This is a genomic window from Priestia sp. TGN 0903 (genome assembly GCF_050846855.1).
GTDB lineage: Bacteria > Bacillota > Bacilli > Bacillales > Bacillaceae_H > Priestia > Priestia zanthoxyli.
This window is the reverse complement of sequence record NZ_JBOZGL010000005.1, coordinates 103,761-128,538: the sequence shown is the minus strand read 5'-3', so window position 1 is coordinate 128,538 and position 24,778 is coordinate 103,761. Positions and strand designations below refer to the sequence as shown.

The following is a 24,778-nucleotide window of genomic DNA, read 5'->3' as shown; positions in this document are numbered from 1 at the left end:
GCATGATTGTGGGGAAAGTAGGATATTTAGGACCAAAGGCAACATTTACACATGTGGCCGTCCAAGGCGTATTTAAACAGCACGACCATATTCCATACAAAACAATTCCAGCATGCATTGACGCAGTGGATAAAGGAGAAATTGAGTATGGAATTGTACCGTTAGAAAATGCACTTGAAGGATCTGTAAATTTAACACTTGATTATCTTATTCACGAACGTCGTCTGCCGATTGTTGGAGAAATTGTGCTTCCAATTCGTCAGCATTTAATGGTTCATCCATCTCATGCAGAACAGTGGAAAAACATTGAAACGATTTATTCTCATCCTCATGCAATTGCGCAGTGTCATAAATTTTTACACGGAGAATGTACGTCAACTGCAGTAGAAGAGATGACATCAACGGCGTTTGCTGCTAAATATGTAAGCGAACACCCTGAGCTTAATATTGGAGCTATTGCGAATGGATTAGCAGCCCGTGAATATGGATTACATATTGCTTGCCCGAACATTCATGATTATGATCATAATACAACAAGATTTGTTATTTTGCATAAAGATGGAGGGCAAGAGGTGCCATTTTTAGCTGGAAACGGGTGCAAGACAACGTTAATGATTACACTTCCATCTGATCAGGCAGGAGCGCTTCATCAAGTGCTTTCAGCTTTCTCTTGGCGTAAGCTAAATCTGTCTAAAATTGAATCCCGTCCCATGAAAACAGGGCTTGGAAACTATTTCTTTATCGTTGATATTGAACAAAAAATGGATGAAGTATTAATCCCTGGGGCTATGGCTGAACTTGAGGCACTAGGCTGTAGCGTAGAGCTGTTAGGAAGCTATCCTCATACACTACTTGAAACAGAAATCCCGCTTTAAAGCGGGATTTTTTTTGTTATAACACCTTTTTACTCATTCGAAACTAAATAACCTTCCGCTTCAAGAGCTAAGCAGGCAGCATTCAGTTTTTCAATTGTATCTGCTTCAATCGTATGAAGGTGAATCCCCTCTGTTAACTGAGATAAATAAGTTGCGTTTGTTTCTTGAATTTTTTTTATGAACGTTTCTACTTCTTTTCGGGTTTGAATCATAACGGAAGCCGTTAATTCACCATACACAGGGTGTTCAACGGTTACATTTTTTACGAGAACGCCGTGGTCAACAAGCAGGAGAAGCTCCTTTTCAGCATCTTCTGGCGTATGCTGACAGGCAATAATTCGCTGATGCACGGTAGTTTGAGATGGATTTTGAATATAAATATATCCTTGGCTTGTTGCGATAATGGGCTCATTTTTAGCTTTAAGCAGCGAAATATCTTGTACAATGACTTGGCGGCTAACGTTTGTTCTTTTCGAAAGCTCACTGCCCGTCATTGGTTTATTCTCTGTTTGTAACCATTGTAGAATAAGTTCTCTTCTTTCTTCTCCAAGAATTTTCTTTTGAGTTCCTGGCACCTTTAATCCCTCCTTTTACACTGTCATAAATTCTTGCTGTAATAAATGAAAAACGGATATGAGTCGATCAATATGCTTAAACGTTGAATGTTGACTAAATGAAAGACGTACAAAGTTCTTAGCATTCGCAGTCGATTTGCCAATTGCAAGTAAAGAAGCTAATGGTTCCTGCTGATTTACATGGCAGGCACTTCCCGTAGATATAGCAATTCCGTGACGATTACATTGTAACATAACATATTGACCCTGTATGTTTGAAAATGTCAGTCCAATAATTCCAGGAAAATGAGAGTTCCCAAGGCCTTCTACCTCTATAAAAGGAGCAAGAGATTCTAGTTTTTCCAGTAAGTACGATTTTAAGCGCTCATAATGGCTTCTGGCGGTCTTCATTTCTGCATATGCGCATTCAGCTGCTGCAGTAAAGGCAGCAATGCCTGTGGTATTTACAGTCCCAGGGCGAAAGCCTTTTTCATGAGTTGCTTTATGATAAATAGGCTTCCAAGAAGAACTTGAATTCATGTATACCATTCCTACACCTTTTGGTCCGTAAATTTTATGACTAGAAACTGAGATGCTATCAGCTTTCAGCTTTTTAACATCAATAGGAAGCTTACCGAAAGATTGAACACAATCACAGTGAAAGAGAATTTCTTTTTGAGATAAAAAATGGCCAATATCCTCAATTGGCTGAATTGTACCGAGCTCATGATTGATATGCTGAATGGCTACTAGCACAGTGTCAGGTCGAATCGTCTTCTTTAAGTCGTCTACAGACACAACGCCGTTTTGATCTACAGGTACGTAAGATAAGGAAAAGCCTTCTTTTTCAAGCTGCTGCAACGTATGAAGAACTGAAGAATGTTCAAGCTTCGTTGTAACCAAATGTTTTCGTTTGCTAGTGTTTCCTTTTAAAAGAGAGTGAATAGCTAAGTAATTAGCTTCTGTTCCCCCGCTTGTAAAAAAAAGATCATCCTCTCGGCAATTTATTAACAGACTTAATTTTTTTCTGCATAGTGTAAGCAGATTCTCTGCTTGTGTTCCAAGTGTGTGAAGACTGCTGGAATTTCCATAATAGCTCGTTGCCGCTTCAGTATATACCTCAATTGCTTCTTGTCTCATTGGCGTTGTTGCTGCATAGTCCAGATAAATCATTTTCTCCCCCCGATAAAAAAACTTCTTGTCTTTCATTTAATAATATGTAAATATAGGTGTCAAGACACATGTAAATAAAGAGGTGTAAAATGTTAGAGACGGATGTTTTAATTATTGGAAGCGGATTAGCAGCGTTTTCTGCAGCTTATGAACTGTGTCGTCATAACAGAGTTGTAATGGTAACGAAAGGGAAAATTGACCGCAATAACTCAGTTCTTGCTCAAGGCGGAGTAGCAGCTGCTATTGGAAGCAGCGATCACTGGAGTGAACATCTCTATGATACGTTGATTGCGGGCAATAAGCATTGCAATGAACAAGCGGTACGCACTTTAGTGGAAGAAGGTGCGGCTGTAGTAAATGAATTGATTCATAAAGGAATGAAGTTTGATAAAAATCCAGATGGTACGCTGCATTTTGGAAAAGAAGGAGCCCATCGTGTCAATCGTATTCTGCATGCAGGTGGGGATGCAACAGGACAAGCGCTGTTCGCTTTTTTGAAAAAAGAAGTACTGCCATATATTACAGTGATTGAAAACGAAATGATTCAGCATTTAGTAACTGTAGATGGAACGTGTAGAGGTGCTATCGGACAAGGTGAAAACAACAAAATTACTATATATTATGCTCGCCAAACCATTATTGCTACCGGAGGAATCGGCGCTTTGTACAAGCATACATCTAACCAGTCGCTTGCGACAGGAGATGGGCTAGCGCTTGCGTACAGGGCTGGAGCAAAATTAGCGGACTTAGAATTTGTTCAGTTTCATCCGACCCTTTTGTATCAAAAGGAAGCGAAAGGTCTAGTATCCGAAGCGGTTCGAGGTGAAGGTGGTGTACTGGTAAATGAATGGAATGAACGCATAATGGAAGGCGTTCATCTCTTTAAGGATTTAGCACCGCGAGATGTTGTAGCAAGGACGATTTTTAATGAAATGAAAAAAGGAAGATCCGTATTTTTAGACATTGAAAAAGTGGCTCATTTTGAACAAAAATTTCCTACGATTACGGCACTGTGTCGAAAGTATAAAATTCAATTGGATAAAAAACGAATACCTGTTACTCCGGGCGCACATTTTTTAATGGGTGGAATTGAAGTAGATGCTTACGGACAAACAAGTGTTGAAGGATTGTATGCCGTGGGGGAAGTTTCTTCTACAGGCGTTCATGGAGCAAATCGTCTAGCAAGCAATTCATTGTTAGAGTGTCTTGTATTCGGAAAACGGGCAGGGCGTCATATTTTACATAAAGCGAGAACGGTATCTCGTTATACTCCCGTTCGTTACGTCTATAAAGGCATGCCTAAAATACTGCCTGCCACAAGACAAATTCAGCATAAAATGATGGATTGTGTAGGAATCATTCGTCATGAAAACGAATTGGCTACCATTGTGCATGAATTCACAAATTATTTGGATGGAATACCTCTTGATCAAGAAGTTATATATTCGAGGGAAGCTGCAACCATCTGCAATATGCTAACTGCAGGTCTGCTTATTGCCGAGTCCTCTCTTGCAAGAAAAGAAAGTAGAGGAGGTCATTACCGAAGTGACTTTCCGCATGAAAAGCAAGAGTGGGAGCATAAGCGAATTATTAAGCAGTCTGCTGCTTCAACAAAACAATCATTGATTTTATAAGCAAGGAAATCTAAAAAGAAAGGTGAGGTAGCATAATGAACACGTTGAAATTACAAACACTGTTGCATTCTTTTTTTATAGAAGACATTGGAGATGGAGATATAACTTGTGAAGCTATTTTTTCTCCGTCTGACCAAGGGAAGGCTGTGTTTACGGCAAAGCAATCAGGTATTATCGCAGGAGTGGAATTGATTAAAGAAGGATTTCATTTAATAGACCCTAATGTGAAAGTGGATTTCGAAAAAAAAGATGGAGATGTTCTTAAGCCTGGAGATAAAATAGCTGCCGTTTCAGGATCCGTGCGATCTATTTTGACCGGTGAACGGGTAATTTTAAACTTACTTCAAAGAATGAGCGGCATTGCCACGATGACGCACAAAGCCGTAGCGATGCTTGGCAGCTCACATACCCGCATATGTGACACGCGAAAAACAACGCCTGGTCTGCGAATGTTAGAGAAGTATGCCGTTCGTGCTGGAGGAGGTTATAATCATCGTTTTGGCTTGTACGATGGCGTCATGTTAAAAGATAACCATATTGCACATGCAGGATCTATTCTAGACGCTGTTGTGAGAGTAAGAGAGCAGCTTGGACATATGGTTAAGGTGGAAGTAGAAATTGAAAATAAAAGTCAATTGCTAGAAGCAATAGAGGCAGGAGCAGATGTCATTATGTTCGATAACTGTTCTCCAGAAGTCATTAAAGATTGGATACCGCTGGTTCCCGCTCATATTGTCACAGAAGCATCCGGTGGAATTACGCTTGGCACGCTCCATTCTTTTAGAGACAGCGGAGTGGACTATATTTCACTTGGAGCTTTAACGCATTCAGCAGGGTCTATCGATATCAGCTTGGACTTATTAACAGAAAGGGGAACAGAAAATGATGAGTTTATTACAAACGCTTCAGCAGCAAACGCTGCCCGCTAAATATACGGAGCTCACAGAAAATGAAATGAAAAGAAGAGTATTAGAAATCAAGAAAAAACTGGGAAGCAAATTGTTTCTGCTCGGCCACCATTATCAAAAAGACGAAGTGTACGAGTTTGCAGATGCGGTAGGAGACTCCTTACAGCTGGCTCAAATAGCGGCTGAAAATAGAGAAGCTGAGCATATTGTGTTTTGCGGCGTTCACTTCATGGCAGAAACAGCTGATATTTTAACAGATGAAAACCAAAAAGTCATTTTACCCGATATGCGAGCTGGCTGTTCAATGGCTGATATGGCTACTATTCAGCAAACAGAAAAGGCATGGCCTGTCTTGCAGGATCTTTTCGGAGATACGATTATTCCGCTTACGTATGTAAATTCTACAGCTGCAATTAAATCTTTTGTAGGCGAACATGATGGTGCAACAGTAACATCTTCAAATGCAAAAAATATGGTGGAGTGGGCATTTTCTAAAAAAGAGCGCATTCTCTTTTTACCAGATCAGCATTTGGGCAGAAACACAGCTTATGATTTAGGTGTTGGACTAGATGAAATGGCCATTTGGAATCCTATTGAAGAAATGCTTGAATATGAAGGCGATATAAACAACATCAAGGTGATTCTATGGAAAGGTCACTGTTCTGTGCACGAAAATTTCACGGTTAAAAATATTGATTATTTACGCGAGAAGCAGCCTAGGATGAATATTATTGTTCATCCAGAGTGTTCCCATGAAGTGGTGCAAAAATCAGATTATGCAGGTTCTACAAAATATATTATTGATACAATTGAACAAGCTCCTTCAGGCTCTAAATGGGCCATTGGCACGGAAATGAACTTAGTGAAACGGATTATCAATAGTCATCCGGATAAAGAAATTGTTTCACTTAATCCCTATATGTGTCCTTGTTTGACGATGAACCGAATTGATTTGCCTCACTTGCTGTGGGCTTTAGAAAGCATCGAAGAAGGAAAAGAAGTAAATCAAATCAAGGTGGATAAACATACAGCAGAAGGTGCTATCAAAGCCCTAACGAATATGTTAGAACGAGCATAAAGATTTTTAAGACAATTAAACAAAGAAGGTCTAAAAGAAGACTTATTGACATATTGTTTGTGTTGATAAGTCTTTTTTTCTTTATCATAAAAACTTGAACCAAACTGTGGGCAAAATGAATAAAAAAATGGTTCAAGGCATATCTTGTGATGAACAAACAGAACTTACTTTGATTTTGCACATATAGATGGCAGAGACTCTACTCGGGAGGGGAATGACGTTGAAAATCCATATCGTTCAAAAAGGGGATACCCTTTGGAAAATCGCTGAAAAGTATGGGGTTAATTTTGAAGAGTTAAAAAAAGCGAATTCTCAATTAAGCAATCCAGATATGATCATGCCTGGAATGAAAATTAAAGTGCCGACAAGCGGAGTGCCTGTTCAAAAAGAAGGAGCTCCTTCACCTGGGATAAAAGAAATGCCTAAAGTTCAACACCCTTATAGTGACCAATCCACAAAAGCTTATCCAGTAACGGAAATTGATGAAAGTCCAGATGAGAAAAAGTCAGCTAATCAGCCTGCTCAGACACCGTTTATGCAACCGATAAAAGAAGCACCAATTGCCCAGCCTAAAAAAGAAGCACCGATTGCTCAACCGAAAAAGGAAGCGCCGATTGCGCAGCCAAAGAAAGAAGCGCCGGTCGCCCAGCCTAAAAAAGAAGCACCAATTGTTCAGCCTAAAAAAGAAATGCCAGTTGCGCCAAAGCTTCCTAAATTAAAGCCAATTGCACCTGAGATTGATATTAACAATTATTACACAGTTAATATGGCGATGCAGGCTCCAAAAAAAGAAGCACCAAAAGAACTACCCAAGCATGAATCGCCAGAAAGTCCTGAGATGGAGAGTATAGAAATGCCTCCTCAAATGCCATGTTACCCAATCATGCCAATATCGCCTGTGATGCCAGGCTGCGGATTTAATTATATGCCGTGTCATCCGCCAATGTATGCACCGCAGCCATATCCAATGCCAATGTATCAACAGGCTCCAATGTATCATCACGGTTATGAAAACGAATCGTTTGAAGAACATGCAATGGGCGCTCACATGGCACCGATGCCAATGTATCCAATGATGCCACACAGCTGCTATGGACCAGTACAATGTTCTCCTTGTCCGCCTCCATGGGGATATCAGCAGCCCGTTTATCCGGCCTATCATCAAGCACCGATGTATCCACAAGTGCAAGGAGCTATGACAGGTGGCCATTATGAAAGTTCTTCCGAAGGTTTTGGAAACGCGCCTTACCATTATGGGCAGCACTATGCGCCACAGCAGCAAGGAGACTGCGGCTGCGGTGAACCACGACCTGAAGACTATGCACCACAGCAGCCTTATCCACAGTACCAGCAGCAGGTACCTTATGGCTTTCAGGACCCAAGGGCACCCTATCCAGCCCCATATGGCATGATTGGTGTACCTCCGTATCCTGCGTTTGACCCAAATGCATTTAGTATTCCAGAATATGATGAGTACGACGAAGATGAGGATTGATTATTATACACGAGACGATTTTAATTTAAATCGTCTCTTTCTCTATTTGAAAAAAAGAGATATTCAAGTTGAGACCTACCGTATGAAAAAGCCTCATGTCATCATAGCGGATACGAATAAAGGAAAAAAAGTAATAAAAGCTTACAGAGATAAAGGTAAAATTGAACATGTTTATCATTTTTTATCTCAGATTCAACAAGGGTACGCTGTTAATTTCGAAGCTTACCCACAAGGTGAACTTTATATAAAGGACCGTCATTTGTATTGGGCGATGATGCCCTTTGTTAAGCAAGTAAAAGAGGTAACGTATGAAAGTTTTCAGGATCGAGAAGAAGTATTACAAGCATTGAGCCGCTATCATGGAGAAGTTCATAAAAAGAAAATAGCCGCGTATACAAAGCTTTCTGAGTATGATCTTATTTTAAAATGGAAAAAGCGGCTTTCCTCTTTTCGAGAAGCATCACACATATTTAGAGAATTTAATCAATTTCATGTATATAAAGATATTGTGACTTGGGGAGAAAAAGCTTTAGTCTTAATGGAGCGCTTCAAAGATAGAGGGTTGAACTATTCTATTATTCATGGTGATGTTGCTTCACATAATTTCTTGAAAACAAACCACTTGGGTATTGTTATGATTGATTTTGACTTAGCGGCTAAAGCTCCTGCTCTTTATGACTATGTTCAGCTGGCCCAGCGCTTTTTGCCTTACGTCCAGTGGTCGATGAAAGAACTACTTCAACACTCGAAAATAAAAGAATTAAGCAAGCAGCGTTTTTTTCTTGCTTCTTTGCTATTTCCATCGATGCTGATGAGAAACTGGAATATAAACCCCTCTGCTTTATCATGGGCAAACCGTCAAAGGTTAATGCAGCAATCAGTTGAAGAATGGTCACAGCGTACGCGGTTTTATCGAGTGATTTACCAGCACTTACAAAACCTACATGACATGTAAAGAGTTTATAAACACTTCATCGAATAAGAAACGGCTTGTCTTTTAATCCTAATAGTAAGCTCAGAGTAAATAGAGCTTAAATTAGGGGGCGATTATGTTGAATAGGTATGTAGCAACTTCTTTAGCTTTTGCATGTATGATGGGACTTGGCGCTTGCAATAACAAAGACCAAGGTATGGAACAACGCTATACAGATACGACACAGCCTGTTGGGTATCATACAAATGAAAAAGCGAATGAACATCGCGTAGATAATCCGAAAGGTCCAATGACCGAAGTTTTAGATGGGAATGGAACACCTAATTATCCGTTAAACGTAAGTGATGGACGTTTTGACAATCCGACAAACCCTTATGGAAACATCAATAATACAAATGATCGTACAAATGGCGTTGCTAATATGTATTATGGTGAAGATTATCCAAGAGACTTTACGGAAAAAGTGGCTGATCGAGCTGCAAGCGTTAAAGGTGTAGAAAATAGTCGCGCCGTTGTCCGTGGAGATCAGCTATTAGTTGCTGTGGATCCTGCCAAAGACATAAATAACGGCCGTTTAAGACAAAATGTGCTCGATAAAGTAAAGCCTATTGCGAAGGACTACAATGTTCAAGTAAAAGTAGATCACGATGTATTTATGAATGCTCGTTCTCTTGATGACGATATTCGAAATGGAAAAGACCGAAATACGATTCAAACTAATTTCAATGGTCTATTTGAATCAGTCGATGAGAATGTCAATCATAAACATCGTTAAATGAAGAAGCAGCTGTCTGTGAAGGGCGGCTGTTTTTTTGATGAGAATACATATAAAAAAGCTGCCATTGAAGCCAGGCAGCTATTCCTCGAACATGTAACTATTAATTTTTCTTGTTAGAAGCAGATTTGTTTGTTGTTTTAGATTCCGCTTCTTCATTTTGAGCGTTAGTTTCGTTTTGTTTGAGGCGACCTTCTCTTTTTTTCGTATCTGCTGGTGCCGTAGCGACACTTTTTGTATTTTTAACATTTTTTGCAGAAGAGCTTGTCTTATTAGCTTGTGTGTTTGGCTTCTCGTTGTTAGTTGTCTGACTATTTTCGTATTCAGCTTCCACGTCGCTTGCTAGAGCTGCAGAAACTTGAGCGTAAGTATGGTCTGTATAGTTCATCATATTTTCGTATACTTCAGCGCTCGCGAGTCCATCAGGTTCTACGCTTGCTTCTTCTTTCTTAATCGTTTCAGTCCATTCTTTTGTTTCTTGAATAAGTTTTTTTCCTATAATTACTTCTTCAACAATAACTGGTCTTTTGGTTATTTCTACTCGTTCTTCCATGATTGGAACACGAATAATTTCATCTTCTGTAAGTGGGCCAGCGTTATAGTCTCCGTCAATTACAGGGCGGCGTTCAATATAAAACTCTTCTCTTGTAACAGGAACGTGTACAGTTCTTTCTTCCTCTATTACTTTTTTGTGGAGTTTTACTTCACCTACTTGAACGCGTTCTTTTAAGACATCTAATTTTTCTTCACGCAGTTGGACAGCTCTATGCTCGTTGTGTTCCGTATAGGTTCCGTACGCTGGAGTTTGTTCAGAGCTTACGGCATCTATCAAAATTAGAATTTTACCAGCAGCTACATCTGTCTCGCACTGCACGGCTGAGATGTCTGGGATGCCCATGCGGATTAATTTTGATTTCAAGCCGCTTCCTTGTTTGAGCCCCATGCCGCCTGTCATCATGGTAAAAAAGTTATCCATCATGACGCCAGCTAATGAACTTACGGCAGGCGAACCAGCTTCAATAATTACATTTGTATCATGACCTATTTGAAATGTATTGCTTTTACTATTAGAAATGACCATGATGTCTGTTTCTCGATAACCTTGACGTTTTAAATTATGGATAACATCTAAAGCTTCTTTTTCTGAAAAAAAAGTTCCGACTACACGTTTATTCATTCTCATTACTTCAGCTCCCTTTTTTATGAAAATAGATAATAGAAGTCCTTACAATTACTTCCACTATGTACATACCCTGCGAAAATTTAATTAAAACGTTTAAGAGAAAATTTTACAAATAGTGTGCAAATGTAACAAATACTCCATGTTTTCTTAACATAATATCGTGAAAAGGATTCGTTTCATAAAATAAGAGGATAAAAGAAAATAAGTAGGTCAAACTATTAGTGTAGATTTTCACAAAACCTTTTTAGATAATACTAAAAAGAGTATGATTAACGTGTGAGGTGAAGGTGAGTGAAGAAAGTCATTCATCAAGCAGCTTTTTTAATGCTAGTAAGTATTGTGCTTTGTATAATGCCATACCGTGCAGATGCGAATGAAAAGGAGCCGATGACATTATTTCTTGAGCGCGTGTATGTGGATGGAGTCGTAAGTCAAGAGATGATTAAAAGCCCTTCTATGACAAAAAAACAATTAATGAAAAAATATAAAAATTGGCGACTGCTTAAAGAAACCGATCGAGAGCTAGTTTTTAGAACAAGCATAGACGATATTTCACCTATTTTAAAAGACAACGGCTACGTAGGGCTTTCTGTTAACGGTATTCTCTCAGCATTTGAAGGCAAGCCAGCTTCGTCGCAGCACATTATACAGTCGTTTTTTCAAATTGACATCAAAAGGCTTGAAAGCTATCAGCATGAACAATTAAAGAAAGGTATTCGCGTTCAATCAAAAGATGAATATCTTTCCCTCATTAATTTCTATAAAATCTATCAGCTCCAGCAGCGGCCGCTTTCGATCAAGCAGCCGTTTTTTAGTATGGTAAAATAATTATTGAATTCAACATTCTAAATTGCTTCTATTTGCTTTTGGCGATATGTTAAAATGGTATTCAGCAGTCTAGTATTGTATATAACTTAAAAGGTCATTCATCAATAAAAGTGGGCGGTTCTATTTTTTACAGCTATTGTGAAAGTGGGTTGAGAAAGATGAAAAGAGGCGAACGTTCTCTTGAACGTCTTTTTAAAAGGAACTGTAAAGGAAAATAGAGAACGATGCGGGCAGGACTCTTCATAGGTAAGATGGAAGGTCACTGCCCGCGCGTACGTGAGTAAGGAGAGAGCTTATTGTTTGATTATATCAAAGGCACGGTTACATATATAAATCCTGAGTATATAGTAATTGAAAACAACGGAATAGGCTATCAGGTCTTTACGCCGAATCCATACGTGTTTTCAATTGATGAACAACCAAAAACGGTTTACACCTATCAATATGTAAGAGAAGACGTAATTGCACTTTACGGGTTTGCTTCGCGAGAACAAAAGGATTTATTTATGAAGTTAATTAGCGTGTCAGGAATCGGCCCAAAAGGCGGTTTAGCTATTTTAGCGTCAGGTAATCCAGCGCAGGTTGTCCAAGCTGTGGAGGAGGAAGACGAGAAGTTTTTAGTTAAGTTTCCAGGAGTAGGTAAAAAAACAGCTCGACAGATGATTCTAGATTTAAAAGGAAAGCTGCATGATATTGTACCAGATGCCGTTCCTTCTTTATTTGCAGATTTGGACGCACAAGAAGTCAAATCTCAAAGTTCAGAAGCACTCGATGAAGCGATTGAAGCACTTAAAGTATTAGGTTACGCAGAAAGAGAAATCAAAAAAATTGTTCCAGCTTTAATGAAGGAAACGATGACAACAGATCAGTATATTAAAGAAGCGCTAAAACGATTATTGAAACAATAAGTAAGGGAGGAGTAAAATGGACGATCGTATTGTAACGGGAGATGTTCTTGGTGAAGAAGAAATCATCGAGCAAAGTTTGCGGCCGCAAACCTTACAGCAGTATATTGGTCAGCATAAAGTAAAATCCCATCTTGACATTTTTATTAAAGCTGCCAAAATGCGAAGCGAAACGTTAGATCACGTGCTCTTATATGGTCCTCCAGGATTAGGTAAAACAACCCTTGCCACTATTATCGCTAATGAAATGGGCGTGCAAATCCGAACGACCTCAGGGCCAGCCATTGAGCGTCCAGGCGACTTAGCCGCGGTTTTAACCAGCTTAGAGCCTGGAGATGTGCTTTTTATTGATGAAATTCATCGATTAAATCGTTCTGTTGAAGAAGTACTGTACCCAGCAATGGAAGACTTCTGTTTGGACATTGTGATTGGAAAAGGGCCGAGTGCACGTTCTGTCCGTCTTGATTTGCCTCCGTTTACGCTAGTAGGTGCAACAACAAGAGCAGGGCTTTTATCTTCTCCTTTACGTGATCGCTTCGGCGTTTTAAGCCGTTTGGAATACTATCAAGAAGAAGATCTTGCTTCGATAGTAGAAAGAACAGCAGCTATTTTAGATGTAGAGATTGATCAGAAAGCGACGTTTGAGATGGCTAGGCGTGCTAGAGGAACTCCACGTATTGCGAACCGCTTGCTTCGAAGAGTCAGAGATTTTGCCCAGGTAAAAGGAGACGGAGCTATAACTGAAACCCTTGCTACTGAAGCATTAGAAATGTTACAGGTGGACCGTTTAGGTCTTGACCATATTGACCATAAATTATTAAGAGGGATTATTGAAAAATTTAGAGGCGGGCCTGTAGGCTTAGATACAATATCAGCTACTATTGGTGAAGAATCTCACACGATTGAAGATGTATACGAGCCTTATTTACTACAAATTGGCTTTTTGCAGCGAACGCCTCGAGGACGAATTGTGACTCCTTTGGTTTATGATCATTTTCAGCTGGAGGTGCCTGATCAGTGAATGATATGCCTAAGATGCTGATCACATTAGGAGGCATTTTAGTAGTCATTGGGCTGTTATGGCAGTTCGTTGGCAAGCTTCCTGGCGATATTTTTATTAAAAAAGGAAATACAACCTTTTATTTCCCAATTGTGACATGTATCCTAGTAAGCGTTGTGTTATCACTTATTTTTTATGTAATTGGCAGGTTTAAATAATTAAGTAGAAACAGGTGAACATTTTGAAAGTAGATTTATTTGATTTTCATTTACCAGAAGAATTGATTGCGCAAACACCACTTGAGCAGCGAGATGCATCAAGACTCATGGTATTAAACAAAGAAACAGGAAATGTGAAACATCATATGTTTCATGACCTTCTTGATTATGTGCAAGAAGGAGATTGTTTAGTGTTAAACGATACGCGTGTTCTTCCTGCACGTTTATTTGGCACAAAAGAAGATACAGGTGCTAATATTGAAGTATTGCTTTTAAAACAAACACAAGGCGATACGTGGGAGACGCTTGTAAAACCGGCTAAGAGAGTAAAAGAAGGAACGGTTATTTCGTTTGGTGACGGACGTCTGACTGCTGTATGCAAAGAAACGAGCGATCAAGGCGGACGTTTGCTAGAATTCAACTATGAAGGCATCTTTTATGAGGTGCTTGAACAGTTAGGAGAAATGCCGCTGCCGCCTTATATTAAAGAACGTTTGGATGATCAAGAGCGCTATCAAACGGTTTTTGCCCGTGAGCAAGGTTCTGCAGCAGCGCCAACAGCAGGTCTTCACTTTACAGAAGAGATGCTTGAACAGTTAAAAACAAAAGGTGTGCATATTGCATTTTTAACGCTTCATGTCGGATTAGGTACGTTCCGTCCAGTCAGCGTTGACGACTTAGAAGAGCACGATATGCACGCAGAGTTTTATCAAGTGAGTGAAGGAACCGCGGCTTTACTAAACAGCGTACGCGAAAAAGGCGGACGCATTATTTCAGTAGGTACAACTTCTACCCGTACTCTTGAAACAATTGCAACTGAGCATAACGGAAAATTTGTTGCTTCTTCAGGCTGGACCAATATTTTTATTTTCCCAGGGTATGAATTTAAAGCAATTGATGGAATGATTACAAACTTCCATCTTCCAAAATCTACGCTCATTATGCTTGTAAGTGCCTTAGCAGGAAGAGAAAACGTCATTTCTGCCTATGAACAAGCTGTAGCAGAGAAGTATCGCTTTTTCAGCTTCGGCGACGCGATGCTAATCGTGTAATTTAACATGAAAGGAATACATCAATGACAGCAATTCGTTACGAACATATAAAAACTTGTAAACAAACAGGAGCGCGTTTAGGTATTGTCCACACGCCTCATGGTTCATTTGAAACGCCTATTTTTATGCCAGTAGGCACATTAGCTACAGTAAAAACAATGTCTCCGGAAGATTTAAAAGCAATGGGGGCAGGCATTATTTTAAGTAATACGTACCATTTATGGCTTCGTCCAGGTCATGAAATTGTTAAAAAAGCAGGTGGTCTGCATAAATTTATGAACTGGGATCGTCCTATCTTAACAGATTCAGGCGGCTTCCAAGTTTTTAGTTTAAGCGATTTGCGCCGTATTGAAGAAGAAGGCGTTCATTTCCGCAACCATTTGAATGGAGACAAGCTTTTCCTATCTCCAGAAAAAGCGATGGACATTCAAAATGCGCTTGGGTCTGATATTATGATGGCATTTGATGAATGCCCTCCTTATCCAGCAGAGTATGACTACTTAAAACGTTCAGTAGAGCGTACTAGCCGATGGGCAGAGCGATGCCTTGAGGCTCACAGCCGCCCTCAAGACCAAGGTCTTTTTGGAATTGTTCAAGGCGGAGAGTTTGAAGATTTACGCCGTCAAAGTGCAGCTGATTTAGTATCAATGGACTTCCCAGGTTATGCTGTGGGAGGCCTGTCAGTTGGAGAGCCAAAAGATGTGATGAATCGTGTGCTAGAGTTTACGACGCCATACTTGCCAACTGACAAACCTCGTTATTTAATGGGAGTAGGATCACCTGACTCGTTAATTGATGGGGCAATTCGCGGGATTGACATGTTTGACTGCGTATTACCAACGCGTATTGCACGTAACGGAACGCTTATGACAAGTGAAGGTCGTCTTGTTGTTAAAAATGCCAAATATGCAGAAGACTTCGGTCCGATTGATCCAAACTGTGACTGCTACACATGTCAAAATTATTCAAGAGCGTATATTCGCCACTTAATTCGCTGTAATGAAACGTTTGGAATTCGTTTAACATCTTACCATAACTTATATTTTCTGCTAAACTTAATGGAGCAAGTCCGTGAAGCCATTCGCGAAGACCGACTTGGCGATTTCCGCGATGAGTTCTTTGAAAAATATGGGTTTAACGGCCCAGACGCAAAGAATTTCTAGGTCACTACAGGAATTTTCATCAAATTTATGAATGAGTACCTGTTGATAATATAAATAAAAGGAGGAGTTTTCATGGGTGTTTTACAAAATATTTGGCCATTACTTTTAATGTTTGTCATTTTCTATTTCTTGTTAATCCGTCCACAGCAAAAACGTCAAAAAAACGTACAGCAAATGCAATCAGCACTTAAAAAAGGTGATAAGATTGTTACAATTGGCGGTATGCACGGTTTGGTAGAAGCAATCGATGAGTCACAAGTTGTGGTTCGCAGCACTGACGGTTCAAAATTAACATTTGACCGCAATGCTATTCGTGAAGTAAGAAGCGTAGATTAATAAAAAAACGTCACGTACATGTACGTGACGTTTTTTTATGCTTCTCGTGAACCGGAAATGTTTACGCCAACAATTCCCCCGAGAATAGCGACTCCAATAAACCCAGCGTGAAATAAAAGCTGCTGTGCAGAAAACAGGTGACTATAGCCGAGGAATTGCAGCAAAAACATTAAAAAAGAATAAGAAATACCAGTGGCTCCTCCAACAAGCAGTCCCTTTGAACCGTTTCGTCCTCCCGCGATAAATCCTCCGATAAACAGTGTAATAAATGAGAGAATAAGTAAAAATAAACGTACGGACTGTTCTTCAAGCGATGTGAATTTTAAAATAAGCGAAAAGATAATGCTAATCGCTAAAGCCATCACTAAGATTGTTGCTACCCCTGCAAATACAGCGTTGCTCATTCGTTTTGCACCCAACTTGTTTCCCCCTCATGAAATAAAAAGATAGGTGAACCCTTAGTACGAGCATATTCGGGATGACTTCAAAATAGACGCATAAAAGTAAGGCTATTTTAAAATAAATGGTACAAACTACAAGGGAATACATAAAGGAGGTCTTTGCAGTGGAACTATTAATCATGGTTGCGCGAACCGTGCTTTTGTATGTAGTAGTTTTAATTATTTTTCGCGTTATGGGCAAAAGGGAAATAGGAGAGCTGAGCATTTTGGATTTAGTTGTCTTTATTATGATTGCTGAAATGGCAGTAATGGCTATTGAAAACCCAAAAGATCCTTTGCTGTATTCAATTCTTCCGATGTTAACGCTTCTTATTATTCAAATTGGTTTAGCTATATGGTCTCTTAAAAGCAATCGAATGCGAAATTTTATTGATGGTAAACCTAGTATTATCATTGAAAATGGAAAAATAAATGAACATGAAATGAAAAGGCAGCGATATAACTTCAATGATTTGCTTGTGCAGCTACGAGATAAAAATATAAAAAATGTAGCTGATGTTGAATTTGCTATTTTAGAATCTTCAGGAAGGCTATCCGTGTTTGAAAAAGATCAGCAATCAGGTAAAAAAGGCAATTTGAATTTGCCTTTTATCATTGACGGCGTTATTCAAGAAGAGCATCTGTTGCATGAACATAAAACAACGGAATGGTTAAGGCAGGAGTTAGAGAAACTGGGGCATTCAAACTTAGACAAGATTTCATATTGCAGCTACGACAACGGAAAATTTTTTATAGATTTAATAGATGTGAAACAATAAAACGCGGAGTGCTCCGCGTTTTATTTTCGTTTAAAATAACGTAAAACAGAAAAGCGATTTAATTCTTCTTTTGTTATCAGTCTAAAAAGCAGCAAAAACAGTACATATACAAAGCTTGTCAGTGCAATTGATAAAATGGTTCGTAAGCTTAACGGGATGGAAGTGAAAAGGTTCATATAAGCAAAGTGTCCAATAAAGCCTGATATGCCCATTACAGCAAAGCTGCGAAGATACTCAAACACATGAAGCTTATACGTGATTTTTTTCATGACCGTAGACAGATGTAAAAGAGTGACAAGCATCATTCCCACAACAATTGCAAGGCCAGCTCCCATAATGCCTAGATTGGGCTGAGTTGCGAGTAAGAAGATAAGAGACGTTTTGACCGCTGCTCCTATAAAACTGTTAATCATGGCGGCTTTTGCAAGGTCTAGCGCCTGCAGAACAGCTTGAAGCGGCCCTTGAAAGTAATAAAAGATAAAAAAAGGCGCCATGACTTTGACAAAAATAGCAGCTTTGTCAGAACCATACATCAATTCCATTACCGGATTAGCAAATACATAAAGAACAACAACGGCCAGTCCGCCTGTTACAAACGACAAGCGGAGAGCTTGATGAAGCCGATATTCGATTTGTTTCATTTGATTCTGTGCAAGAGATTCACTGATTGCGGGAACCAAAGAAGTGGATAGAGACACCGTTACAAAAGAAGGCAGCATCAGGAGAGGGAGTGCAAAGCCTGTTAATTCTCCGTACTGCTTCGTTGCTACCGCTGTCGCTACTCCTGCAATTGCTAAACTTTGAGCTACTACAATAGGTTCTAAAAACCAAGAAATTGACCCAATCATGCGGCTTCCTGTCGTGGGAAGAGCGATTCGCATTAAGTCAAGGAACGTATCTTTGCCCGCATGTAAAGAAGCAAAAAATTTTCGTCTTACCGTTATTTTCTTCTTTCGCTTGAACATAAACACCATGTAAAACAGGGAAGCGAGCTCTCCAAATACCGAAGAGAGCATAGCGCCAGCCGCGGCGTACTCAATTCCATAAGGTAAAAATGCTTTTGTACAGACAGCAATTAACGTAATTCGCACCACTTGTTCAATAATTTGAGAATAAGCAGCGGGCTTCATTTGCTGCTTTCCTTGAAAATATCCGCGAATGACAGACGACACGGCGATGATCGGAATAACAGGAATAATCGCAAGCAGCGGATAGATCGTACGTGAATCTGTAAAGAAGGTTTTTGCTACAACGGGAGCGAATAATATTAGTCCGAGCGTAAATAAAACGCTCAGCGTACACGTAATACTTAAAGAGACGACAAGTATTTTTTTTATTTTATGCCTGTCACCTAAAGCTTCTGCTTCTGCCACTAACTTTGAAATGGCAACCGGTAGCCCAAGCTGTGTTAAGGTGATTACTAATACCAGCGTGGGGACCGCCATCATATAAAGTCCCACACCTTCGTCTCCAATCATTCGAGCCACCACAATTCGATTGACAAACCCGAGTACACGTGTAATTAAGCCAGCAATTATTAAAATAATAGTTCCCTGTAAAAATTTAGACATATACTCACTGCTTTCTTGAGGTTTATACAGTGAATATATGCGCCGTCGGTGTCCAAGCATGACAAGTATTCCTCATACGAGAAAGAAATTTTACGCAAAATGTCAAACGGAAAGGAGGATCAATATGACACATCCATTTATTTCAGCTTCGAAAGAACTTATACAGCCTGTCGTATCCAGCAAAATGGAAGAATTTCATATGCTCGGATATGAAGAAGTAACGGAGAACGATTTATTGAGTTATTTGGAAATGAAAAAATGGAAAAAAGAAAAGGAGCTATCTCTCCATCAAGTTGTAAATGATATTTTATCTGTTAAGATCACGCAGGTGATGAGCTATGTAACCATTGAATCTTATAAATCTGATATGTTCTCAAGTGTTAATAATGGAGAAGACTGGAAAGAATTATTAAAGTAGAGTTTGTAAAATACATGTATTAAAATTTGATAAGGTCTTTATTTGACAGACATTAGGTTATGAATGATAATTAGATTGGTCATTTATCTATTGTTATCATTTCATGTTTTTTACATAAGAAGGAGGATTTTCTGTCGATGGTTAAAAGAGGACGTATCGTTGCCTTTTTCCTCTTAGTACTGCTTGTGTTTAGTACAATCGGAACAACGATGACTGGAATTACAAAAGATATTAAACTTGGCCTCGACCTTCAAGGTGGATTTGAAATTTTATATAAAGTCAGTCCAGCTAAAAAAGGCGATGTCATTGACAAAAAGGCACTTAACAGCACGGTTGAAGCGCTGCGTCAACGTGTCGATGTACTGGGAGTTAGTGAGCCCAGCATTCAAATTGAAGGAAACGACCGCATCCGTGTTCAGCTAGCTGGTGTCACGAATCAAAAGCAAGCCAGGGATCTGTTATCAACTCAAGCAAACTTAACGTTCCGTGACGTGAACGATAAGGTGCTGATGGATGGTACAGACTTAGCGCAAGGCGGAGCAAAGCAATCGTTTGACCAAAGCAATCAGCCTAGCGTCTCACTAAAGTTAAAAAATGCGAAAAAATTTGAAAAGATTACGCGAGAGCTTTCTCAAAAACCAGCACCTAACAATTTAATTGTCATTTGGCTGGATTATGAAGAAGGAAAAGACTCGTACCAAAAAGAATCAGCAAAACAAAATCCGAAGTACCTGTCTGCAGCTTCTGTTAGCAGCGTGTTAACACAGCCAGATGTTGAAATTTCAGGTGGAAACTTCACAGTGAAAAGTGCAACGCAGCTGGCGGAATTGTTAAATGCCGGGTCGCTGCCAGTTAAATTAGATGAGCTATACTCTACATCCGTTGGAGCTCAGTTTGGAGAAGAAGCTCTTCATACGACTATATTAGCGGGTATTATCGGCATCGGAATTATCTTCCTTTACATGCTGTTTTTCTACCGTTTACCGGGGCTTGTTGCCATTATTACACTCAGTTTTTATATCTACTTAAACTTAGTTGTATTTGACTGGATGCACGTGGTTATGACGCTTCCAGGGATTGCGGCTCTTATTCTCGGCGTAGGTATGGCAGTAGATGCGAATATTATTACCTACGAGCGGATTAAAGATGAACTGAAAACAGGAAGGTCTGTTATATCGGCTTACCGGGCAGGAAATCGTCGCTCACTTGCGACCATTTTTGATGCCAATATTACAACAATGTTAGCGGCTCTTGTACTGTTCTTTTATGGTCAAAGTTCAGTAAAGGGATTTGCAACAACATTAATGATTGGGATTGTGCTAAGTTTTATTACGGCCGTATACGGTACGCGTTTATTAATGAGCCTTTTAGTAAACAGCCGCTGGTTTGATAAAAAACCAGGCTACTTTGGCGTGAAGAAAGAGCAAATTCACGATTTAAGCAAAGATGACGGCACAACCGTTTTACCTACAGCGTGGGATAAAATTGACTTTGTTAAATACCGTAAAGCGTTCTTCACATTCTCAAGCGTGCTCGTGATTATCGGTATTATCTCGGTTGCTGTGTTTAGGCTGAACCTCGGTATTGACTTTACGAGCGGAACTCGCATAGAGATTCCCGCAAATCATACCGTTACGCAGGCTGAGATACAGCGTGAAATGAAGTCTCTTGATATCAAAACGGATGACATAGTTATTACAGGAAAAAGTAATGATACGGGTGTCGTACGTGTAGTTGGGGTCTTGAATAAAAAAGAAATTGCTAATTTAAAAGACCACTTTAAAGACAAATACGGTTCTGAACCAAACGTAAGCACCGTTTCGCCGACAGTTGGAAAAGAACTGGCGAAAAATGCAATGATGGCGATCGTGATTGCTTCAATTGGAATTATCATCTATGTAACGATTCGATTCGAGTTTTACATGGCGCTTGCAGCCGTGCTTGCTCTGCTGCATGATGCGTTCTTTATCGTTACGGTCTTTAGCTTAACAAAGTTAGAAGTAGATTTAACGTTTATCGCCGCTGTCTTGACGATTGTTGGTTACTCAATTAACGATACAATCGTTACGTTTGACCGCATTCGTGAAAATATGCAGAAATTTAAATCCAAAACGTTTGACGATTTAGCATTTATCGTAAATCTAAGTTTACGCGAAACGTTTACTCGTTCGATGAATACCGTGTTAACAGTTGTGATTGCAGTTGTAGCACTTCTTGTATTCGGAAGTGAGTCCATTCAAAACTTCTCAATTGCCCTGTTAGTAGGTTTAATTCTTGGTGCATATTCATCTGTGTTTATTGCTGCGCAGCTATGGCTTGTGTGGAAAGGTAAACAGTTGAAGCGTGAGGAACAAAAAGAAGTAGAAAGCAAGTAATTCAAAAACGTGCGAAGTGTTCGCACGTTTTTTTGTACGTGAAAATTTAAGGCGCACTGTCAGAAAAATATGCTTATTTTCTTTCGTTGCTCCATTTCATCCACTCTAGTATAATAATGTGGGTTAAGGGGTGAAGAGACATGTTACAGTCAAAAAAACGTTGGAATGTTCAAGAATGTGATGAACAACTTGTTAATGAATTTGTAGAAAACCTCAATATTACACCTCTAGTAGCTTCGTTATTACTTAATAGAGGCATGACAACAGTAGAAGCGGCACGTGAGTTTTTACACGTTGATGCACAAACGTTCCACGATCCGTTTTTATTGCACGATATGGACAAAGCAGTAGCTCGTATTCAGCAAGCAATTGATCATAATGAAAAAATTATGATCTATGGAGATTACGATGCGGACGGCGTCAGCAGTACTTCAGTTATGTTATCTGCTTTACAGCAGCTCGGCGCTGATACTGATTTTTATATTCCTAATCGCTTTACAGAAGGTTATGGGCCGAATAAGGCAGCATTTGATAAAATAAACGCAGGCGGCTATCAGCTGGTGATTACGGTAGACACAGGTATTTCGGCAGTCGAAGAAACGGCGTATGCACGTGAATTAGATTTTGATTTAATTATTACTGATCACCACGAGCCGGGTCCGGTTTTACCCGATGCCTATGCAATTATTCATCCAAAGCTGCCGGGCAGTACATATCCATTTAAAGAACTGGCAGGTGTAGGAGTTGCTTTTAAACTTGCTCATGCGCTGTTAGGGGAGCTTCCGGAACATTTGTTAGAACTAGCAGTGATTGGGACGATTGCTGACTTAGTTCCTTTAGTCGACGAAAACCGCTTAATTGCTCGCAAAGGTCTTGACTATCTCAAGCTCACGAAGCGTACTGGAATTGAAGCGCTGCTGAGCGTATGTGGAGTAAAACGCGAAGAAATTACTGAGGATACAATTGGATTTGCCATGGCTCCTCGCATTAATGCAGTAGGACGTCTTCAAGATGCTGATCCAGCTGTTCATTTGCTTATGACAACAAATGCTGAAGAAGCAAAAGGTTTAGCTAAAGAAATTGATGCGTTAAACAAGGAAAGGCAGCAAATCGTAAACGATATTACGGAAGAAGCCGTTGAATTTGTTGAAAGTATGTATCCTCCGGATGAAAATAGCGTTCTTATTGTAGAGGGAGAAGGATGGAATGCAGGCGTTGTTGGAATTGTTGCTTCTAGGCTCGTAGAAAAGTTCTACAGACCAACAATTGTATTAAGTGTTGACTCTGAAAACCGTATTGCTAAAGGTTCAGCAAGAAGTATCCAAGGCTTTGACTTATTCGCGAACTTATCTAAATGCCGTGACATTTTGCCGCATTTTGGAGGGCATCCAATGGCAGCCGGCATGACGTTAAACAGCGAGGATGTAGAAGAACTGCGCAGACGCCTTAATGAACAAGCAAGCAACGTGTTAACTCAACAGGACTTTATTCCAATTACATCAGTTGATACAGTATGCAAAACAGAGGAAATTACGCTGGAAAACATTGAACAAATGAGTGCGCTTGCTCCATTTGGTATGCATAATCCGAAGCCAAAAGTTCTCATTAAAGATGTTCATACAACATCTATGCGGAAAATTGGTGCGAATAAAAATCATTTAAAACTCGTATTTGAAGACAGCGGTGTATCGGTTGATGCAGTAGGATTTGGGTTAGGCTATATATTAGATGAAGTATCTCCTATAGCTAAGGTATCATTAGTAGGTGAACTATCCATTAATGAGTGGAACAATATGCGCAAACCGCAGCTGATGGTAGAAGATATCTCTGTAGATGAGTGGCAGATGTTTGATTATCGCAGCGCGGTTGATGTCAAACGTTTCTTTGAACAGGTATTCACAGATCAAATGAAAGTTGTTGCTTTTCACGATTCAACAATTGATAAATACAAGTCGATGCTGCCGATGGAACATGTTGTTCTTATTCAAAATGAAGAACAGGCAAAAGCATGCATGTTTGCAGGAGAACAGATCGTTTTATTAGATTTGCCTCCGTCACAGAAGTGGCTTGAAGCTTTGTTTGTCCAAGGTATTCCTTCTAGGATATACGCTATTTTCTTAACGGAAGAAGACCATTATTTTGATACAATCCCAACTCGCGATCACTTTAAGTGGTTCTACGGCTTTTTAGCGAAAAAGGGTCCTTTTGATTTAAAACGCTACAAAGAAGATTTAGCAATTCATAAGGGCTGGTCGAAAGAAACGATTGATTTTATGGCAAAGGTGTTTTTTGAGTTAGAATTTGTTACAATAAACAATGGCTTAATTTCGTTAGTGAAAAATTCTACGAAACGTGATTTAATAGAATCTGCGACTTATCGCCAAAAGCAGCAGCAGATTGAAATAGAAAAAAACTTTATTTATACGTCATATGTACAGCTTAAAAATCAATTTCAAGATATTTTTAAGCGTTCGATTGAATGAGGAGGCAACATTAGAATGAATTTTAAAGATTATATTACAATTGTACCTGACTGGCCAAAACCAGGTATTACATTTAAAGATATCTCAACATTAATGGATAACGGTGACGCATACCGTGCCGCAACGGATGAGATTGTAAAATATGCCAATGATAAACAAGTTGATATTATCGTAGGACCGGAAGCTCGCGGATTTATCGTTGGTTGTCCGGTAGCATATGCGTTAGGTATCGGCTTTGCACCTGTTCGTAAAGAAGGAAAATTACCGCGTGAAGTAATTAAAGTAGATTACGGTTTAGAATACGGTAAAGACGTATTAACGATTCACAAAGATGCAATTAAGCCAGGTCAGCGCGTGTTGATTACAGATGATTTATTAGCAACAGGCGGTACAATTGAAGCGACAATTAAGCTTGTTGAAGAATTAGGCGGAATTGTTGTTGGAGCTGCGTTCTTAATTGAACTTTCTTACCTTGACGGCCGTGACAAACTAGAAGGTTACGATGTATTCACATTAATGACGTATTAAGAAGAACGATCACATAAAAAAGAGTACCTGATACAGGTGCTCTTTTTTCGTTAAAAAACGTGAATACGTAAAA

Annotated in this window: 24 protein-coding genes; 19 read left to right on the top strand and 5 right to left on the bottom strand. The window is 39.5% G+C overall.

Annotated elements, in window-relative coordinates; genetic code table 11:
• Positions 1 to 2: 2 nt before the first annotated feature.
• Positions 3 to 875: a prephenate dehydratase gene (pheA, locus tag ACRPLY_RS18155; RefSeq protein ID WP_028411710.1), complete on the top strand. Its 873-nt coding sequence runs from the start codon at positions 3 to 5 to the stop codon at positions 873 to 875.
• Between the two features lie 29 nt (positions 876 to 904).
• Here pheA and ACRPLY_RS18150 read toward each other — a convergent pair whose 3' ends face one another.
• On the bottom strand, positions 905 to 1,450 hold the full coding sequence (locus ACRPLY_RS18150; protein ID WP_028411709.1) for a transcription repressor NadR: 546 nt from the start codon (positions 1,448 to 1,450) through the stop codon (positions 905 to 907).
• 15 nt (positions 1,451 to 1,465) lie between these two features.
• Entirely contained in the window at positions 1,466 to 2,602 is a 1,137-nt protein-coding gene (locus ACRPLY_RS18145; protein ID WP_165635123.1) for an IscS subfamily cysteine desulfurase, read from the bottom strand.
• A gap of 89 nt (positions 2,603 to 2,691) precedes the next feature.
• On the opposite strand from ACRPLY_RS18145, the gene nadB reads away from it, so the two are divergent.
• From nadB to ACRPLY_RS18115, 6 genes are all read left to right on the top strand, one after another.
• The gene (gene nadB, locus ACRPLY_RS18140; RefSeq protein WP_432232079.1) at positions 2,692 to 4,236 is read left to right on the top strand and encodes an L-aspartate oxidase; all 1,545 of its coding nucleotides are present in this window, start codon (positions 2,692 to 2,694) and stop codon (positions 4,234 to 4,236) included.
• Positions 4,237 to 4,271: 35 nt separating this feature from the next.
• Entirely contained in the window at positions 4,272 to 5,165 is an 894-nt protein-coding gene (gene nadC, locus ACRPLY_RS18135; protein WP_028411706.1) for a carboxylating nicotinate-nucleotide diphosphorylase, read from the top strand.
• Complete coding sequence (gene nadA, locus ACRPLY_RS18130; protein ID WP_034265535.1) at positions 5,122 to 6,222, top strand: quinolinate synthase NadA; 1,101 nt, start codon at positions 5,122 to 5,124, stop codon at positions 6,220 to 6,222. The genes nadC and nadA overlap by 44 nt, the downstream gene beginning before the upstream one ends.
• 214 nt (positions 6,223 to 6,436) lie before the next feature.
• Entirely contained in the window at positions 6,437 to 7,717 is a 1,281-nt protein-coding gene (safA, locus tag ACRPLY_RS18125; protein WP_165635125.1) for a SafA/ExsA family spore coat assembly protein, read from the top strand.
• Positions 7,707 to 8,672, top strand: a complete 966-nt coding sequence (locus ACRPLY_RS18120; protein ID WP_231099271.1) for a phosphotransferase — start codon at positions 7,707 to 7,709, stop codon at positions 8,670 to 8,672. The genes safA and ACRPLY_RS18120 overlap by 11 nt, the downstream gene beginning before the upstream one ends.
• Positions 8,673 to 8,766: 94 nt before the next feature.
• Positions 8,767 to 9,426 carry a YhcN/YlaJ family sporulation lipoprotein gene (locus ACRPLY_RS18115; protein ID WP_033579658.1) on the top strand — a complete coding sequence of 220 codons (660 nt, stop codon included), beginning with the start codon at positions 8,767 to 8,769 and terminating at the stop codon, positions 9,424 to 9,426.
• Between the two features lie 103 nt (positions 9,427 to 9,529).
• Here the strand turns inward: ACRPLY_RS18115 and ACRPLY_RS18110 are convergent, their stop codons facing one another.
• A complete protein-coding gene (locus ACRPLY_RS18110; protein WP_165635126.1) occupies positions 9,530 to 10,609 on the bottom strand; it encodes a YsnF/AvaK domain-containing protein in 1,080 nt (359 codons plus the stop codon).
• 291 nt (positions 10,610 to 10,900) lie between these two features.
• On the opposite strand from ACRPLY_RS18110, the gene ACRPLY_RS18105 reads away from it, so the two are divergent.
• The 7 genes from ACRPLY_RS18105 to yajC all read left to right on the top strand — a co-directional run bounded on the left by ACRPLY_RS18105 (position 10,901) and on the right by yajC (position 16,111).
• Positions 10,901 to 11,437: a BofC C-terminal domain-containing protein gene (locus tag ACRPLY_RS18105; protein ID WP_028411700.1), complete on the top strand. Its 537-nt coding sequence runs from the start codon at positions 10,901 to 10,903 to the stop codon at positions 11,435 to 11,437.
• 296 nt (positions 11,438 to 11,733) lie between these two features.
• Positions 11,734 to 12,345 carry a Holliday junction branch migration protein RuvA gene (gene ruvA, locus ACRPLY_RS18100; RefSeq protein ID WP_028411699.1) on the top strand — a complete coding sequence of 204 codons (612 nt, stop codon included), beginning with the start codon at positions 11,734 to 11,736 and terminating at the stop codon, positions 12,343 to 12,345.
• 16 nt (positions 12,346 to 12,361) lie between these two features.
• Positions 12,362 to 13,363 carry a Holliday junction branch migration DNA helicase RuvB gene (ruvB, locus tag ACRPLY_RS18095; RefSeq protein ID WP_028411698.1) on the top strand — a complete coding sequence of 334 codons (1,002 nt, stop codon included), beginning with the start codon at positions 12,362 to 12,364 and terminating at the stop codon, positions 13,361 to 13,363.
• Complete coding sequence (locus tag ACRPLY_RS18090; protein WP_028411697.1) at positions 13,360 to 13,560, top strand: DUF2905 domain-containing protein; 201 nt, start codon at positions 13,360 to 13,362, stop codon at positions 13,558 to 13,560. The genes ruvB and ACRPLY_RS18090 overlap by 4 nt, the downstream gene beginning before the upstream one ends.
• 23 nt (positions 13,561 to 13,583) lie before the next feature.
• Positions 13,584 to 14,612, top strand: coding sequence for a tRNA preQ1(34) S-adenosylmethionine ribosyltransferase-isomerase QueA (gene queA, locus ACRPLY_RS18085; protein WP_028411696.1), 1,029 nt, complete (start codon positions 13,584 to 13,586; stop codon positions 14,610 to 14,612).
• Between the two features lie 23 nt (positions 14,613 to 14,635).
• Positions 14,636 to 15,775 carry a tRNA guanosine(34) transglycosylase Tgt gene (gene tgt / locus ACRPLY_RS18080; RefSeq protein ID WP_013059317.1) on the top strand — a complete coding sequence of 380 codons (1,140 nt, stop codon included), beginning with the start codon at positions 14,636 to 14,638 and terminating at the stop codon, positions 15,773 to 15,775.
• A 72-nt stretch (positions 15,776 to 15,847) separates the two neighbouring features.
• Positions 15,848 to 16,111 carry a preprotein translocase subunit YajC gene (yajC, locus tag ACRPLY_RS18075; protein WP_028411695.1) on the top strand — a complete coding sequence of 88 codons (264 nt, stop codon included), beginning with the start codon at positions 15,848 to 15,850 and terminating at the stop codon, positions 16,109 to 16,111.
• Between the two features lie 35 nt (positions 16,112 to 16,146).
• Here yajC and ACRPLY_RS18070 read toward each other — a convergent pair whose 3' ends face one another.
• Positions 16,147 to 16,530, bottom strand: coding sequence for a TIGR04086 family membrane protein (locus ACRPLY_RS18070; RefSeq protein ID WP_034265495.1), 384 nt, complete (start codon positions 16,528 to 16,530; stop codon positions 16,147 to 16,149).
• Positions 16,531 to 16,676: 146 nt separating this feature from the next.
• Here ACRPLY_RS18070 and ACRPLY_RS18065 point away from each other — a divergent pair, with 146 nt between their 5' ends.
• The gene (locus ACRPLY_RS18065) at positions 16,677 to 17,330 is read left to right on the top strand and encodes a DUF421 domain-containing protein (RefSeq protein ID WP_028411694.1); all 654 of its coding nucleotides are present in this window, start codon (positions 16,677 to 16,679) and stop codon (positions 17,328 to 17,330) included.
• A gap of 20 nt (positions 17,331 to 17,350) precedes the next feature.
• Here ACRPLY_RS18065 and spoVB read toward each other — a convergent pair whose 3' ends face one another.
• The gene (gene spoVB, locus ACRPLY_RS18060) at positions 17,351 to 18,961 is read right to left on the bottom strand and encodes a stage V sporulation protein B (RefSeq protein ID WP_028411693.1); all 1,611 of its coding nucleotides are present in this window, start codon (positions 18,959 to 18,961) and stop codon (positions 17,351 to 17,353) included.
• A 64-nt stretch (positions 18,962 to 19,025) separates the two neighbouring features.
• Between spoVB and ACRPLY_RS18055 the strand changes: the two genes are divergently transcribed.
• The 4 genes from ACRPLY_RS18055 (at position 19,026) to ACRPLY_RS18040 (ending at position 24,705) form a co-directional block, all read left to right on the top strand.
• The gene (locus ACRPLY_RS18055) at positions 19,026 to 19,319 is read left to right on the top strand and encodes a post-transcriptional regulator (protein WP_028411692.1); all 294 of its coding nucleotides are present in this window, start codon (positions 19,026 to 19,028) and stop codon (positions 19,317 to 19,319) included.
• A 137-nt stretch (positions 19,320 to 19,456) separates the two neighbouring features.
• On the top strand, positions 19,457 to 21,694 hold the full coding sequence (gene secDF, locus ACRPLY_RS18050) for a protein translocase subunit SecDF (RefSeq protein WP_328170660.1): 2,238 nt from the start codon (positions 19,457 to 19,459) through the stop codon (positions 21,692 to 21,694).
• A 140-nt stretch (positions 21,695 to 21,834) separates the two neighbouring features.
• Positions 21,835 to 24,177, top strand: a complete 2,343-nt coding sequence (gene recJ, locus ACRPLY_RS18045) for a single-stranded-DNA-specific exonuclease RecJ (RefSeq protein WP_028411690.1) — start codon at positions 21,835 to 21,837, stop codon at positions 24,175 to 24,177.
• A gap of 15 nt (positions 24,178 to 24,192) precedes the next feature.
• On the top strand, positions 24,193 to 24,705 hold the full coding sequence (locus ACRPLY_RS18040; RefSeq protein WP_165635128.1) for an adenine phosphoribosyltransferase: 513 nt from the start codon (positions 24,193 to 24,195) through the stop codon (positions 24,703 to 24,705).
• The last annotated feature ends 73 nt before the right edge of the window (positions 24,706 to 24,778 follow it).

Excerpts from the sequence above, each read along its gene's own strand:
- ruvB (WP_028411698.1), top strand. The coding sequence starts at position 12,362 with ATGGACGATCGTATTGTAACGGGAGATGTTCTTGGTGAAGAAGAAATC.
- nadC (WP_028411706.1), top strand. The coding sequence starts at position 4,272 with ATGAACACGTTGAAATTACAAACACTGTTGCATTCTTTTTTTATAGAA.
- ACRPLY_RS18040 (WP_165635128.1), top strand. The coding sequence starts at position 24,193 with ATGAATTTTAAAGATTATATTACAATTGTACCTGACTGGCCAAAACCA.
- safA (WP_165635125.1), top strand. The coding sequence starts at position 6,437 with ATGACGTTGAAAATCCATATCGTTCAAAAAGGGGATACCCTTTGGAAA.
- yajC (WP_028411695.1), top strand. The coding sequence starts at position 15,848 with ATGGGTGTTTTACAAAATATTTGGCCATTACTTTTAATGTTTGTCATT.
- ACRPLY_RS18120 (WP_231099271.1), top strand. The coding sequence starts at position 7,707 with ATGAGGATTGATTATTATACACGAGACGATTTTAATTTAAATCGTCTC.
- pheA (WP_028411710.1), top strand. The coding sequence starts at position 3 with ATGATTGTGGGGAAAGTAGGATATTTAGGACCAAAGGCAACATTTACA.
- tgt (WP_013059317.1), top strand. The coding sequence starts at position 14,636 with ATGACAGCAATTCGTTACGAACATATAAAAACTTGTAAACAAACAGGA.
- spoVB (WP_028411693.1), bottom strand. The coding sequence starts at position 18,961 with ATGCTTGGACACCGACGGCGCATATATTCACTGTATAAACCTCAAGAA.
- recJ (WP_028411690.1), top strand. The coding sequence starts at position 21,835 with ATGTTACAGTCAAAAAAACGTTGGAATGTTCAAGAATGTGATGAACAA.
- ACRPLY_RS18055 (WP_028411692.1), top strand. The coding sequence starts at position 19,026 with ATGACACATCCATTTATTTCAGCTTCGAAAGAACTTATACAGCCTGTC.
- nadB (WP_432232079.1), top strand. The coding sequence starts at position 2,692 with ATGTTAGAGACGGATGTTTTAATTATTGGAAGCGGATTAGCAGCGTTT.
- secDF (WP_328170660.1), top strand. The coding sequence starts at position 19,457 with ATGGTTAAAAGAGGACGTATCGTTGCCTTTTTCCTCTTAGTACTGCTT.
- ACRPLY_RS18145 (WP_165635123.1), bottom strand. The coding sequence starts at position 2,602 with ATGATTTATCTGGACTATGCAGCAACAACGCCAATGAGACAAGAAGCA.
- ACRPLY_RS18110 (WP_165635126.1), bottom strand. The coding sequence starts at position 10,609 with ATGAGAATGAATAAACGTGTAGTCGGAACTTTTTTTTCAGAAAAAGAA.
- nadA (WP_034265535.1), top strand. The coding sequence starts at position 5,122 with ATGAGTTTATTACAAACGCTTCAGCAGCAAACGCTGCCCGCTAAATAT.
- ACRPLY_RS18115 (WP_033579658.1), top strand. The coding sequence starts at position 8,767 with ATGTTGAATAGGTATGTAGCAACTTCTTTAGCTTTTGCATGTATGATG.